Source organism: Avibacterium endocarditidis (assembly GCF_965138825.1).
Classification (GTDB): Bacteria; Pseudomonadota; Gammaproteobacteria; order Enterobacterales; family Pasteurellaceae; genus Avibacterium; species Avibacterium endocarditidis.
The window spans coordinates 1-12,989 of record NZ_CBCSDH010000023.1 but is presented as its reverse complement, the minus strand read 5'-3'; the positions used below and the strand labels follow the sequence as shown (position 1 = coordinate 12,989).

Sequence of the window (12,989 nt, the reverse complement as noted above, 5' to 3'; positions counted from 1 at the left end):
ATATAACTTTCATTATCAAAATCACTGCGTGATAGCTTTGCCACGCTATGAATGAAAAAGAAAAATTCGCCGCTAATTTAAGGCAAGCTATGACAAGAAAAGGCTATCCACCAAAGCCTTCAGTGTTAGAAACGATCTTTAATTTAAAATATGAAGGGCAAGACATTACACCACAGGCGGCTTCGCAATGGCTGAACGGTAAAATGATCCCAAGATTAGATAAGTTAAAGACGCTTGCGATTGTTTTAAATGTAGATTTAAGTGAACTCGTACCGCCGAACAAGCTACAAAAATTGCAAGCCGCGGAACTTAGACGCATTGGCACGCCCGAAGAATTTCGCTGGGAAAACATCACCACTCAACAAGACAAAGCTTTTTCAGCCACTTTCTTCTCCCCGAACCCCAACTCAATGTTGTACGAGAAGTGATTATGGCTCTATATAAACAACACTGCGAATAATTGGTTTTTGCCTGTAGTGGCGGACCTATGTGTCCGCCATTTTGATTTTTCTATTTGTTGCTTGGAAAGAATTGTTTGAGCAACAGACAAATCTCCCCTAACCTAACCCCTCTTTGCTAAAGAGGAGGACTTTGATGAAGAAAAACTGATAGTCTGAAATGAAAATAATCACAAAAGTGCAGCGGAAAATTTCGAGATTTTTTACCGCACTTTGTGATTTTAGGGTATCCTAGGCATTCCCTTATTGGCTGAACTAGTAAAAAGATAGATAAAATGAGCAACGAAATTAAACTGAATTATCACAAAACCCATTTTCTGATGAGCGCACCGAATATTCGCGTGTTGCCTGAAGATAGCGGTATGGAAATTGCCTTTGCAGGACGTTCTAACGCTGGGAAATCCACCGCGCTTAATGCCTTAACTAACCAGAAAAACCTTGCCCGCACGTCCAAAACCCCAGGGCGGACGCAATTAATTAATGTGTTTGAAGTGGAACCGTTCTATAAATTGGTGGATTTACCGGGCTATGGCTATGCTGCCGTGCCTGAGCAAATGAAAATCCAATGGCAGAAAGCCTTGGGCGAATATTTGCAAAAACGTGAATGTTTAGGCGGTGTGGTGATTTTAATGGATATTCGCCACCCTTTAAAAGATTTAGACCAACAAATGATTGAATGGGCGGTGTCTGCTGATTTGCCAGTGCTGTTATTGCTCACCAAAGCGGATAAACTGAGCCAAAGCGCCGTGAGCAAGCAAGTGAAAATGGTGCGTGAAGCCATTTTGCCATTCCAAGGCGATGTGCAAGTAGAAGCCTTTTCCGCCCTGAAAAAACAAGGCATTGATAAACTAGCAAGAAAATTGGATAGCTGGTTTAGTGCTGTGATTGTGGAAGATGAAGAAGCGTAATTAATGAAAAAGTGCAGGGAAAATTCTGCACTTTTTTAAAATCAGTAATAATTCTGTAAAAATACCCTACCTAAAAACTTTCTCACTACATCAATAGACTGCCCGATCAATTTTCTCGATCCCGATCGCAAAAAAGTGCGGTGGGAATTTTCTTTGTTTTTGGCTTTTTCTATATTAGGTCTTCAAATGAAATGAGATAAAGGATAATAAATGTCGTTAGCCATTGTTTATAGCCGTGCGTCAATGGGGGTGCAAGCGCCGCTGGTTACTATTGAAGTGCATTTAAGCAACGGGAAGCCGGGCTTTACCCTTGTGGGCTTGCCAGAAAAAACGGTGAAAGAGGCCCAAGATCGCGTGCGAAGTGCGTTGTTGAATGCCAATTTTAAATACCCTGCCAAGCGGATTACAGTGAACCTTGCGCCTGCGGATTTACCTAAAGACGGCGGGCGTTTTGATCTACCCATTGCCATTGGGATTTTAGCGGCTTCTGAACAAGTTAATCCTGAACGTTTAAAGCAATTTGAATTGTTGGGGGAACTGGCTTTAACAGGTCAGTTACGCGGGGTTCACGGCATTATTCCTGCAATTTTAGCGGCTAAAAAAGTACGCCGTTGCCCGATTATTGCCAGACAAAATGCTAATGAAGCGGCTTTAGTCGCCGATCAAAAAAGTTATTTTGCACAGAATTTATTAGAAGTAGTGCAATTTATTAATGAACAAGAAAAACTGCCCCTTGCCACGGATTTAGCCACACAAAGTGCGGTGGATTTTTCTTTTAAAAATCAAGCAGATTTAACGGATATTATTGGTCAGCAACACGCTAAACGAGCCTTAACCATTGCCGCCGCAGGGCAACATAATTTATTGCTTTTAGGGCCACCCGGTACGGGCAAGACAATGCTAGCCAGCCGTTTAACGGGGTTATTGCCAGAAATGACCGAGCAAGAAGCCATAGAAACTGCTTCCGTCACTAGCCTTGTACAAAATGAGCTAAATTTTCAAAACTGGAAACAACGCCCATTTCGTGCTCCCCACCACAGTGCGTCTTTGCCTGCTTTGGTGGGTGGGGGGACGATCCCAAGACCGGGGGAAATTTCCCTTTCGCATAATGGCGTGTTGTTTTTAGATGAGCTACCAGAGTTTGACCGCCGTGTGCTAGATGCTTTGCGTCAGCCGTTAGAAAGTGGTGAAATCATTATTTCACGCGCCAATGCGAAAATCTGTTTTCCAGCAAAATTTCAACTGATTGCGGCAATGAACCCAAGCCCTACTGGACATTACACTGGTGTGCATAATCGCACTTCACCACAACAGGTGATGCGCTATTTGAATCGTCTTTCAGGGCCGTTTTTAGATCGCTTTGATTTATCCATTGAAGTTCCCCTTTTGCCTAAAGGTGCATTACAACATATTGAAAATAAAGGGGAAACTAGTGAGCAAGTGCGGTCGAAAATTATTAAGGTTCGTGAAATTCAATTTGCCCGCGCTGGAAAAATCAACGCACATTTAAGTAGTAAAGAAATTGAGCGAGATTGCAAAATTAGCTCGCAAGACGGCATTTTTCTTGAAAATACGCTCACTCAATTAGGGCTTTCTGTGCGTGCTTATCACCGCATTTTAAAAGTGGCTCGCACCATTGCAGATCTAAATAACGAAAAGCAAATCCAACGCCCTCATTTGGCAGAAGCACTTTCATATCGAGCAATGGATCGGCTGTTGCAGAAACTTTCAAAGAATTTAGGATAGTCTGAAATTTTATAAAATTCCTAACCGCACTTTGATCTTTAGCTAATTTTGTACAAGGATAGTTACGGGAGCCATTTCTATGGATTTTTATTCGGTCATCTGTAGCAATAATCCCGTAACGCAGCTGACTAGCACTATTTTACTCATACTGAGGCCCTAAAAACAATAAATTATGCTGCCTGCAGCGGCAATGATCAAAACTCGCTCTGCATGTTGAGAGCAATAATATCCGTTAAATCCGCTTGATTTAAAAAAATCCATCGCACTTTTTTACAGAATTATTGCTAATAACAATCCATATGTGAAACGCGCAATTTTTAGCGCTCCCCTGTAAGAGTCTATACTTCCCCCTTAAGAGACTTGTAAATACTAACAATCACATCTAATTACTTCCTTACTTGCCTCTTAAAAGAGCCTACATATTCTTTTTCTTGATTCTTTATATACTCTTCTACCACTTTTACGTTTAAATCGATCGTAGTTACTGATAATTTCCATATTTATACTTTAGTTTTCCTTTCAGATAACCAATAAAACCTGATACTGAGATTTTGGGCGGAATCCTTAGATGCATATAAAAATGATCGACTAGTATTCATGCACCTCTACAATTTCTACATACTTGCAACGGCATGATTACCTTAGAATCTTCCCTAGATCTCATAACTTTATATAAATTCTACTATTCTGTATTTTAGAATAAAAACAATGTGAGGCTTACCATCCCATTTGGGGTATGATAAACTTGATCCATCATTGGCTCTATTTACCAGGATAATCCTCTCATATTCTGAATTTTAATTGCCAGCCTTATTCATTATATAGCGAAGATTTTTCTATCTATCGCTTAAGCTTTTTAATTCCATACGCATAATGTATGGCTTCTATAGCCAAACTTTGGCTAGCTATAATAAAAAAGCCTGCGACACGCAGGCTTTTCAATATCAAAATTATATTATTCAGCTGATGAAGCTTCTTCAGCAACAGCTGGACGATCTACTAGCTCAATGTATGCCATTGGAGCATTATCACCAGCACGGAAACCACATTTTAAGATACGAGTATAACCACCCGCACGTTGTGCAAAACGTGGACCTAATTCATTGAATAATTTAGCAACAGTTTCAATGTTGCGGGTACGAGCAAAAGCTAAACGACGGTTTGCAACACTATCTTCTTTTGCTAATGTAATTAACGGCTCAACTACACGACGTAATTCTTTTGCTTTTGGCAATGTTGTCTTGATGATTTCATGACTAACTAATGCACTTGCTAAATTACGGAACAGCGCTTTACGATGGCTGCTATTACGGTTTAGTTGACGACCACTCTTACGATGGCGCATGATCTTATCCTTCTCAGAAAAATCTTAACCTAATGACCACTAATCTTCAGCAATACTTGCTGGTGGCCAATTTTCAAGGCGCATACCAAGTGATAAGCCACGAGAAGCCAGCACATCCTTAATTTCAGTAAGTGATTTCTTACCAAGATTAGGTGTTTTTAATAACTCAACTTCTGTACGTTGTACTAAATCACCGATATAGTGAATTGTTTCTGCTTTCAAACAGTTAGCAGAACGAACTGTCAACTCTAAGTCATCAACAGGACGTAAAAGAATCGGATCAAATTCCGGTTTTTCCTCCTTGACTTCAGGCTGACGAACATCTCGCAAATCAACGAATGCATCAAGTTGCTCTGCTAAAATTGTTGCTGCACGGCGAATCGCTTCTTCCGGCTCAATAGTGCCATTTGTTTCTAGCTCAATAACTAACTTATCTAAGTCAGTACGCTGTTCTACACGCGTTGCTTCAACATTGTAAGCGATACGTTGAACCGGGCTATAACAAGCATCTACTAATAAACGACCAATAGGACGTTCTTCATCTTGAGAATGAACTCGAGCAGAAGCAGGAACATATCCTCTACCACGCTGTACACGAATACGCATATTGATTGATGCATTTTCATCGGTAAGATGGCAAATAACATGTTCAGGATTCACAATTTCAACATCTCCATCATGGGTGATGTCTGCTGCAACAACAGGGCCAATTCCAGATTTGCTTAGTGTCAGAAATACATTATCTTTATTCTGTACTTTAACCGCTAGGCCTTTCAAGTTTAGAAGCACTTCAAGAATATCTTCTTGAACACCTTCTTTGCTACTATACTCATGCAATACCCCATCAATTTCCACTTCAGTTACAGCACAACCTGGCATTGAAGATAGAAGAATTCGGCGTAATGCATTACCTAGAGTATGGCCGAAACCACGCTCTAACGGTTCTAAGATCACTTTAGCGTGAGTAGAGCTAATTTGCTCAATATCAACTAAATGTGGTTTTAAAAATTCTGTAACAGAACCCTGCATTTTATCCTCTCTTTGCTACGAAGCTTTAACTATTATTTAGAGTAAAGCTCTACGATCAGATGTTCGTTAATGTCTGCTGATAAATCAGAACGTTCAGGAACACGTTTGAACACACCTTCCATTTTAGCAGCATCAATTTCTAACCAAGTTGGTTTTTCTCTTTGCTCTGCTAATTCTAATGATGCTTTAATACGAGCTTGTTTCTTAGATTTTTCACGAATAGCTACAACATCATTTACTGACACTTGGAAAGATGGAATGTTAACCACACGACCATTAACAACAACTGCTTTATGGCTCACTAATTGGCGAGCTTCTGCACGAGTTGCAGCAAAGCCCATGCGATAAACAACGTTATCCAATCGACCTTCTAGTAATACTAATAAATTTTCACCAGTATTACCTTTTAGACGGTTTGCCTCTTTGTAGTAGTTACGGAATTGACGCTCTAAAATACCATAGATACGACGAACTTTTTGTTTCTCACGTAACTGACTACCATAGTCTGACAAACGAGGTTTACGAGCACCATGTTGACCTGGCGCTGTATCAATTTTACATTTTGAATCAATCGCGCGTACTCCTGACTTAAGGAATAAGTCAGTACCTTCACGACGGCTTAGCTTGAGTTTTGGACCCAAATATCTTGCCATTTTCTTTCTCCAACTATCCTAATACGTCTTATACACGACGTTTTTTCGGTGGACGACAACCGTTATGTGGAATCGGGGTAACATCAGTGATGTTTGTGATGCGGAAACCCGCTGCATTTAATGCACGGATTGTCGATTCACGACCAGGACCCGGTCCTTTTACCATAACTTCCAAGTTCTTTAAGCCAAATTCTTTGACCATTTCCGCACAACGCTCTGCCGCAACCTGTGCAGCAAACGGTGTTGATTTACGAGAACCACGGAAACCTGAACCACCAGCAGTAGCCCATGCTAGAGCATTACCTTGACGGTCAGTAATAGTAACGATTGTATTATTGAAAGATGCGTGAATGTGAGCAACGCCATCTACTACTTGTTTTTTTACACGTTTACGTGCACGAACTGGTGTTTTTGCCATTTAATTTACCCCGACTTATTTCTTGATCGGCTTACGTGGACCCTTACGGGTACGCGCATTAGTTTTAGTACGTTGACCACGCACCGGTAAGCTACGACGATGACGTAAACCACGATAACAACCTAAATCTAATAGGCGTTTAATGTTAAGTGTTACTTCACGACGTAAGTCACCTTCAACGGTAAATTTACCAACTTCATCACGCAGTTTATCAATCTGCTCTTCAGACAATTCTCTGATCTTAACGTCTTCAGCAATTCCTGTTGCAGCACAAATAGCTTTTGCTCTAGTTTTGCCGATACCGTAAATTGATGTTAATGCAATTACAGTATGTTTTTGATCAGGAATGTTAATGCCTGCAATACGGGCCACTATGCACTCCTATTATTTTAACTAATTTGACATACTGATCTTGAAAAGCCCGTTTTCAGGATACTCAAACAGTATGTCAAGGACATAAATGAGCTGAGCATTATATATGCCCAGCTGGTTCTTTGCAAGAAAAATATGAATTAACCTTGACGTTGTTTATGTTTAGGGTCGCTACATAATACACGAACAACACCTTCACGTTTAACAATTTTACAGTTACGACATAATTTCTTTACGGAAGCACGAACTTTCATTGCTTATCCCTTTTACTATATGAGCATTACTGCCCAAAACCTTTAAGGTTTGCTTTTTTCAACGCAGATTCATATTTTGTTGACATTAAATGACTTTGAACCTGAACGATGAAATCCATAATTACCACTACAACAATCAGCAAAGATGTACCACCGAAATCGAATTGAACATTCCACGCTGACGTCATAATATAAGGAACCAAACACACGAACGTAATATATAGACCGCCAATTAAAGTCAAACGGGTCATAATCTTATCAATATAACGTGATGTTTGTTCACCTGGTCTAATTCCTGGAATAAATGCACCAGATTTCTTCAAGTTTTCTGCTGTATCACGCGGATTGTACTGCATCGCCGTATAGAAGAAACTAAAGAAGACAATAGCTACTGCATAAACGATCAAATATAAAGGCTGACCTGGATGCAATAGCATTGATAAGTCAGTTAACCAATCTAAACTTGCCCCTTGTCCAAACCAAGATGTAATAGTGGCCGGAAACAAAATAATACTTGAAGCAAAGATAGCAGGAATTACACCAGCCATATTTACTTTAAGAGGTAAGTGAGTGGTATGACCGCCAAGAATTTGACGACCTTGCTGACGTTTTGCATATTCAACTTTAATTCTACGCTGTCCTCTCTCAACGAAAACAACAAAATAAGTTACAGCAAAAACAATAGCTGCGATGAGCAACAGAACTAACAAGTGCATTTGCCCTTGACGCGCTTGCTCAATTGTTGCGCCAATTGCTGATGGTAAACCAGCAACAATACCTGCAAAAATAATTAAAGAAATACCATTCCCAATGCCTCGCTCGGTAATCTGCTCACCTAACCACATTAAGAACATTGTACCTGTAACTAAACTAATCACAGCAGTAAAGTAAAAACCAAATCCTAAATTAGGCACTAATCCTGGCAACATATTAGGTAATCCAGTAGAAATACCGATTGCCTGGATCGTTGCAAGAACTAGCGTCGAATAGCGAGTATATTTACTAATTTTTCGACGACCGGCTTCACCTTCTTTCTTTAATTCTGCTAAAGCAGGATGAACCGTTGTCAGTAACTGGATAATAATTGATGCCGAAATATACGGCATAATACCCAACGCAAATACTGAGGCTCGGCTCAAAGCACCACCAGAGAACATATTAAACATATCAATAATGGTGCCTTTTTGCTGCTCAAGTAATTGAGCCAAAACAGCCGCATCAATACCAGGAACCGGAATGAAAGAACCAATACGGAAAACAATAAGTGCACCGAGCACAAATAATAATCGACTTTTCAGTTCACTTGTACCGCTTTGAGCACTTCTACTTTGATAACCTGGTTGTTTAGCCATTTATTAATTATTCCTCAACAGAACCGCCAGCTGCTTCAATTGCTGCTTTAGCGCCTTTAGTTACGCGTAAACCACGAACAGTTACAGCGCCTTTTACTTCGCCTGAAAGAATAACTTTTGCAAATTGAATATCTTTAGTTAATACATTAGCCGCTTTTAAGGTATCTAATGTTACAACATTACCTTCAACTTTTGCTAAATCATTCAAACGAACTTCCGCAGTTACCGCTGATTTCATTGAGGTAAAACCGAATTTCGGTAAACGACGATATAAAGGCATTTGACCACCCTCGAACCCGCGACGAACACCGCCACCAGTACGAGATTTTTGACCTTTATGACCACGACCACCTGTTTTACCTAAGCCAGAACCAATACCACGACCTAAGCGTTTTGCACTATGTTTAGCACCTTCAGCCGGAGATAGAGTATTTAAACGCATTCTCTTATTCCTCCACTTTAACCATATATGAAACTTGGTTAATCATCCCACGTACAGCAGGAGTATCGATTAACTCAACAGTATGGTGCATACGGCGAAGACCTAGTCCACGCAAGGTAGCTTTATGCTTCGGTAAACGAGCGATAGAACTACGAACTTGAGTTACTTTAATAGTTTTAGCCATTGTCCATTACCCCAAAATTTCATCAACGGTTTTGCCACGTTTAGCAGCAACCATTTCTGGTGATTTCATATTTGCTAGTGCATCAATTGTTGCACGAACAACGTTAATTGGGTTAGTTGAACCGTATGCTTTAGAAAGAACGTTACGAACACCAGCAACTTCTAATACTGCACGCATTGCACCGCCTGCAATAATACCAGTACCCTCACTCGCCGGTTGCATAAATACACGAGAACCTGTGTGAGTACCTTTAATTGGGTGTTGTAAAGTGCCTTCATTCAAAGCCACAGTAATCATATTGCGACGAGCTTTCTCCATCGCTTTTTGGATCGCTGCCGGAACTTCGCGCGCTTTACCATAACCAAAACCAATACGACCATTACCATCGCCAACTACTGTCAATGCAGTAAAGCTCATGATACGACCACCTTTAACTGTTTTTGATACACGGTTTACCGCGATTAGCTTCTCTTGCAGTTCACCAGCTTGTTTTTCGATGTTTGCCATCTAAAATTACCTCTATTAGAACTGTAGACCAGCTTCACGGGCAGCGTCCGCTAAAGATTGGACACGACCATGATATTTAAAACCGGAACGGTCAAAAGCAACGTCTTTAACGCCTTTTGCTAATGCTCTTTCTGCAATAATTTTACCAACTACTGCTGCAGCATCTTTATTACCGGTATATTTCACTTGCTCACTAATTGCTTTTTCAACTGTAGAAGCAGCAGCAAGCACTTCTGAACCGTTTGGTGCAATCACTTGTGCATAAATATGACGAGGAGTACGGTGAACAACCAAACGAGTTGCACCTTGTTCACGCATCATATGACGAGCACGAGCTGCACGACGGATACGAGCTGATTTCTTATCCATAGTGTTACCTTAATTATTTCTTCTTAGCCTCTTTTGTACGTACAACTTCATCAGCATAACGTACACCTTTACCCTTGTAAGGTTCAGGACGGCGATAAGCACGAATATCTGCTGCAACTTGACCGATTAATTGTTTGTCAGCACTTTTCAGAACGATTTCTGTTTGTGATGGACATTCAGCAGTTACGCCTGCAGGTAATGTATGCTCAACAGGGTGTGAAAAACCTAAACTTAATGCAACTACGTTGCCTTTCATTTGTGCTCTATAACCAACACCCACCAATTGTAACTTCTTAGTGAAGCCTTCAGTAACACCGATAACCATTGCATTAACTAATGCACGCGCTGTACCCGCTTGTGCGTCAGCACCAACTACCCCTGCACGAGGAGCAAAAGTTAATTCATTATTATCTTGTTTAACTTCAACTGAGTTATGAATAGTGCGAGATAACTCGCCATTTTTACCTTTAACTGTTAGTAGCTGTCCGTCAAGTTTTACCTCAACGCCGGCAGGAATACTAACAGGTGCTTTTGCAACACGAGACATTTTCTTCCTACCTCTCTATTAAGCTACATAACAAATAACTTCACCGCCCAAACCCGCTTGGCGAGCTGCACGATCAGTCATTACACCCTTAGATGTAGAAATTACAGCTACACCTAAACCACCCATAACTTTTGGTAATTCGTCTTTACGTTTATAAATACGAAGACCAGGACGGCTTACGCGTTGAATGCTCTCTACAACTGGTTTCCCTTGGAAATATTTTAAAGTAATTTCCAATTCAGGCTTAGCGCCTTCTAAAACTTTAACGTTTTCAATATAACCTTCCGCAGCTAATACATTGGCAATTGCCACTTTTAGCTTGGATGAAGGCATATTGATCACAATTTTATTCGCAGCTTGACCGTTACGAATACGGGTCAACATATCTGCGATTGGATCTTGCATACTCATTGTGCTTTTACTCCGATTCCAAAATAAAGTAGTAAATTACCAACTAGCTTTTTTAAGGCCAGGAATTTCGCCACGCATTGCTGCTTCACGAACCTTAATACGGCTTAATCCAAACTTACGTAAGAAACCGTGTGGACGGCCAGTTTGGTTGCAACGGTTACGTTGGCGGCTAGGGCTTGAATCACGTGGTAAAGATTGTAGCTTTAACACGGCTGCCCAACGATCTTCGTCTGATGCATTTACATCAGAGATGATTTTTTTCAACTCCATACGTTTTGCATAGAATTTCTCAGCGAGTTTTACGCGTTTTACATCGCGCGCTTTCATTGATTGTTTAGCCATTTGTAACCTGCCTTATTTACGGAATGGGAAATTAAAGGCAGCCAATAGTGCTTGACCTTCTTCATCGCTGTTCGCAGTCGTTGTGATAGTGATATCTAAACCACGAACGCGATCTACTTTATCGTAGTCGATTTCTGGGAAGATAATTTGCTCACGCACACCCATACTGTAGTTACCACGACCATCAAATGATTTCGCGCTTAAACCGCGGAAGTCACGAATACGTGGAACAGCAATTGTAATTAAACGTTCAAAGAACTCCCACATACGCTCACCGCGTAGTGTTACTTTACAACCGATTGGATATCCCTGACGGATTTTAAAGCCTGCAACAGATTTGCGTGCTTTAGTAATTAAAGGTTTTTGACCAGTAATCGCTGCTAAATCCGCAACTGCGTTATCTAGCAATTTCTTATCGGTCAATGCTTCACCCACTCCCATATTCAGGGTAATCTTTTCGATTCGTGGGACTTGCATGACAGACGAGTAGTTGAATTTCTCTTTTAATTCATTAACTACTTGATCTCTGTAGTAATCATGCAGTTTCGCCATCGCATTACTCCAGTTTTTGATTAAATAATTTCATTGTTAGATTTAAAGAAACGGACTTTTTTACCGTCTTCAAATCTAAAACCTACACGGTCAGCTTTGTTTGTTTTCGGGTTAAAAATTGCAACATTTGACGCATCAATTGGTGCTTCTTTTTTCACTAAACCACCTTCTTTTCCTAATGCAGGAACTGGTTTTTCGTGTTTAGTGATAATGTTGATACCTTCAACAACAACTTTACCGTTTGGTAACACTTTAGTTACCTTACCACGTTTGCCTTTGCTTTTACCAGCAAGAACAATCACTTCATCATTTTGACGAATTTTTGCAGCCATTTCTTACTCCTTATAGTACTTCTGGTGCCAAAGAAATGATCTTCATAAACTTCTCAGAACGAAGTTCACGAGTCACAGGTCCAAAAATACGAGTACCGATTGGTTGCTCTGTGTTATTGTTTAAAATTACACAAGCATTACCATCGAAGCGAATGACTGATCCATCTGGGCGACGAACACCCTTCTTGGTGCGCACAACAACTGCTTTTAATACATCACCTTTTTTAACTTTACCGCGTGGAATTGCTTCTTTCACAGTAATTTTGATGATATCACCAATAGCAGCGTAACGACGGTGCGATCCACCTAGAACCTTGATACACATTACACTGCGAGCGCCTGAGTTATCAGCAACGTCCAGCATAGTCTGTTCTTGGATCATCTTAGTACTCCGCTAAAATTAATAACACCCTTTCGGGACGAATCTATCCTTATAGGATAGGGAACGGATTCTACTATAAAAAATGCTATGAATGCAAGATAAAACTGACTTTCAAGTCCTATTTTTCTAAAAAAACTATTAAACTTATCAAACTCAAGTGCGGTGTAATTTTGCCAGATTCCTCTTATATATTCCCTAGCTTGTTTAATTTGCTTCAGCTAATAACATAAATAGCCAAATTCGCCTACATTCTCTTATATATCTATGCTTATAGATATGGATTAATGCATCAATAATATCCATCTAAACAAGTCCGTCGTTCCAGGGAAAATTCAAGCGGCTATAATGCGATATTCAGCAAACCAGAAAGCAAAAGAGAAGATAAA

Annotated in this window: 20 protein-coding genes; 3 read left to right on the top strand and 17 right to left on the bottom strand. The window is 40.3% G+C overall.

The window, feature by feature from the left end; all coding sequences use genetic code 11:
- Positions 1 to 89: 89 nt before the first annotated feature.
- The 3 genes from ACNAV8_RS10695 (at position 90) to ACNAV8_RS10685 (ending at position 3,112) form a co-directional block, all read left to right on the top strand.
- Positions 90 to 428 (top strand): helix-turn-helix domain-containing protein, encoded by a 339-nt coding sequence (locus tag ACNAV8_RS10695; protein ID WP_181022023.1) that lies wholly within the window; start codon positions 90 to 92, stop codon positions 426 to 428.
- A 305-nt stretch (positions 429 to 733) separates the two neighbouring features.
- Positions 734 to 1,366: a ribosome biogenesis GTP-binding protein YihA/YsxC gene (gene yihA, locus ACNAV8_RS10690; RefSeq protein WP_415777706.1), complete on the top strand. Its 633-nt coding sequence runs from the start codon at positions 734 to 736 to the stop codon at positions 1,364 to 1,366.
- 210 nt (positions 1,367 to 1,576) lie between these two features.
- Positions 1,577 to 3,112, top strand: coding sequence for a YifB family Mg chelatase-like AAA ATPase (locus ACNAV8_RS10685; RefSeq protein WP_415777705.1), 1,536 nt, complete (start codon positions 1,577 to 1,579; stop codon positions 3,110 to 3,112).
- 955 nt (positions 3,113 to 4,067) lie between these two features.
- Here ACNAV8_RS10685 and rplQ read toward each other — a convergent pair.
- The 17 genes from rplQ to rplN all read right to left on the bottom strand — a co-directional run bounded on the left by rplQ (position 4,068) and on the right by rplN (position 12,603).
- Entirely contained in the window at positions 4,068 to 4,457 is a 390-nt protein-coding gene (rplQ, locus tag ACNAV8_RS10680) for a 50S ribosomal protein L17 (protein ID WP_103854517.1), read from the bottom strand.
- 39 nt (positions 4,458 to 4,496) lie between these two features.
- Complete coding sequence (locus ACNAV8_RS10675) at positions 4,497 to 5,486, bottom strand: DNA-directed RNA polymerase subunit alpha (protein WP_103855459.1); 990 nt, start codon at positions 5,484 to 5,486, stop codon at positions 4,497 to 4,499.
- A gap of 32 nt (positions 5,487 to 5,518) precedes the next feature.
- Positions 5,519 to 6,139 (bottom strand): 30S ribosomal protein S4, encoded by a 621-nt coding sequence (rpsD, locus tag ACNAV8_RS10670; protein WP_103854519.1) that lies wholly within the window; start codon positions 6,137 to 6,139, stop codon positions 5,519 to 5,521.
- Positions 6,140 to 6,167: 28 nt separating this feature from the next.
- Positions 6,168 to 6,557, bottom strand: a complete 390-nt coding sequence (rpsK, locus tag ACNAV8_RS10665) for a 30S ribosomal protein S11 (RefSeq protein ID WP_012072238.1) — start codon at positions 6,555 to 6,557, stop codon at positions 6,168 to 6,170.
- Between the two features lie 15 nt (positions 6,558 to 6,572).
- On the bottom strand, positions 6,573 to 6,929 hold the full coding sequence (gene rpsM / locus ACNAV8_RS10660; RefSeq protein ID WP_017805524.1) for a 30S ribosomal protein S13: 357 nt from the start codon (positions 6,927 to 6,929) through the stop codon (positions 6,573 to 6,575).
- Between the two features lie 140 nt (positions 6,930 to 7,069).
- Positions 7,070 to 7,183 carry a 50S ribosomal protein L36 gene (rpmJ, locus tag ACNAV8_RS10655; RefSeq protein WP_005548767.1) on the bottom strand — a complete coding sequence of 38 codons (114 nt, stop codon included), beginning with the start codon at positions 7,181 to 7,183 and terminating at the stop codon, positions 7,070 to 7,072.
- A gap of 26 nt (positions 7,184 to 7,209) precedes the next feature.
- On the bottom strand, positions 7,210 to 8,535 hold the full coding sequence (gene secY, locus ACNAV8_RS10650) for a preprotein translocase subunit SecY (protein ID WP_415777704.1): 1,326 nt from the start codon (positions 8,533 to 8,535) through the stop codon (positions 7,210 to 7,212).
- 7 nt (positions 8,536 to 8,542) lie between these two features.
- Positions 8,543 to 8,977, bottom strand: coding sequence for a 50S ribosomal protein L15 (rplO, locus tag ACNAV8_RS10645; protein ID WP_103855458.1), 435 nt, complete (start codon positions 8,975 to 8,977; stop codon positions 8,543 to 8,545).
- A 4-nt stretch (positions 8,978 to 8,981) separates the two neighbouring features.
- The gene (gene rpmD / locus ACNAV8_RS10640) at positions 8,982 to 9,161 is read right to left on the bottom strand and encodes a 50S ribosomal protein L30 (RefSeq protein ID WP_103854522.1); all 180 of its coding nucleotides are present in this window, start codon (positions 9,159 to 9,161) and stop codon (positions 8,982 to 8,984) included.
- A 6-nt stretch (positions 9,162 to 9,167) separates the two neighbouring features.
- Positions 9,168 to 9,668 carry a 30S ribosomal protein S5 gene (gene rpsE / locus ACNAV8_RS10635; protein ID WP_103854523.1) on the bottom strand — a complete coding sequence of 167 codons (501 nt, stop codon included), beginning with the start codon at positions 9,666 to 9,668 and terminating at the stop codon, positions 9,168 to 9,170.
- A 15-nt stretch (positions 9,669 to 9,683) separates the two neighbouring features.
- Positions 9,684 to 10,037: a 50S ribosomal protein L18 gene (rplR, locus tag ACNAV8_RS10630; protein ID WP_046098797.1), complete on the bottom strand. Its 354-nt coding sequence runs from the start codon at positions 10,035 to 10,037 to the stop codon at positions 9,684 to 9,686.
- A gap of 13 nt (positions 10,038 to 10,050) precedes the next feature.
- Positions 10,051 to 10,584: a 50S ribosomal protein L6 gene (rplF, locus tag ACNAV8_RS10625; RefSeq protein ID WP_046098796.1), complete on the bottom strand. Its 534-nt coding sequence runs from the start codon at positions 10,582 to 10,584 to the stop codon at positions 10,051 to 10,053.
- 18 nt (positions 10,585 to 10,602) lie between these two features.
- A complete protein-coding gene (rpsH, locus tag ACNAV8_RS10620; protein WP_103854525.1) occupies positions 10,603 to 10,995 on the bottom strand; it encodes a 30S ribosomal protein S8 in 393 nt (130 codons plus the stop codon).
- A gap of 36 nt (positions 10,996 to 11,031) precedes the next feature.
- A complete protein-coding gene (gene rpsN, locus ACNAV8_RS10615) occupies positions 11,032 to 11,337 on the bottom strand; it encodes a 30S ribosomal protein S14 (RefSeq protein WP_103854526.1) in 306 nt (101 codons plus the stop codon).
- A 12-nt stretch (positions 11,338 to 11,349) separates the two neighbouring features.
- On the bottom strand, positions 11,350 to 11,889 hold the full coding sequence (gene rplE / locus ACNAV8_RS10610; protein WP_103854527.1) for a 50S ribosomal protein L5: 540 nt from the start codon (positions 11,887 to 11,889) through the stop codon (positions 11,350 to 11,352).
- 20 nt (positions 11,890 to 11,909) lie between these two features.
- A complete protein-coding gene (gene rplX / locus ACNAV8_RS10605) occupies positions 11,910 to 12,221 on the bottom strand; it encodes a 50S ribosomal protein L24 (protein ID WP_103855457.1) in 312 nt (103 codons plus the stop codon).
- Positions 12,222 to 12,231: 10 nt separating this feature from the next.
- Positions 12,232 to 12,603 carry a 50S ribosomal protein L14 gene (gene rplN / locus ACNAV8_RS10600; RefSeq protein ID WP_005548786.1) on the bottom strand — a complete coding sequence of 124 codons (372 nt, stop codon included), beginning with the start codon at positions 12,601 to 12,603 and terminating at the stop codon, positions 12,232 to 12,234.
- Positions 12,604 to 12,989: the final 386 nt, after the last annotated feature.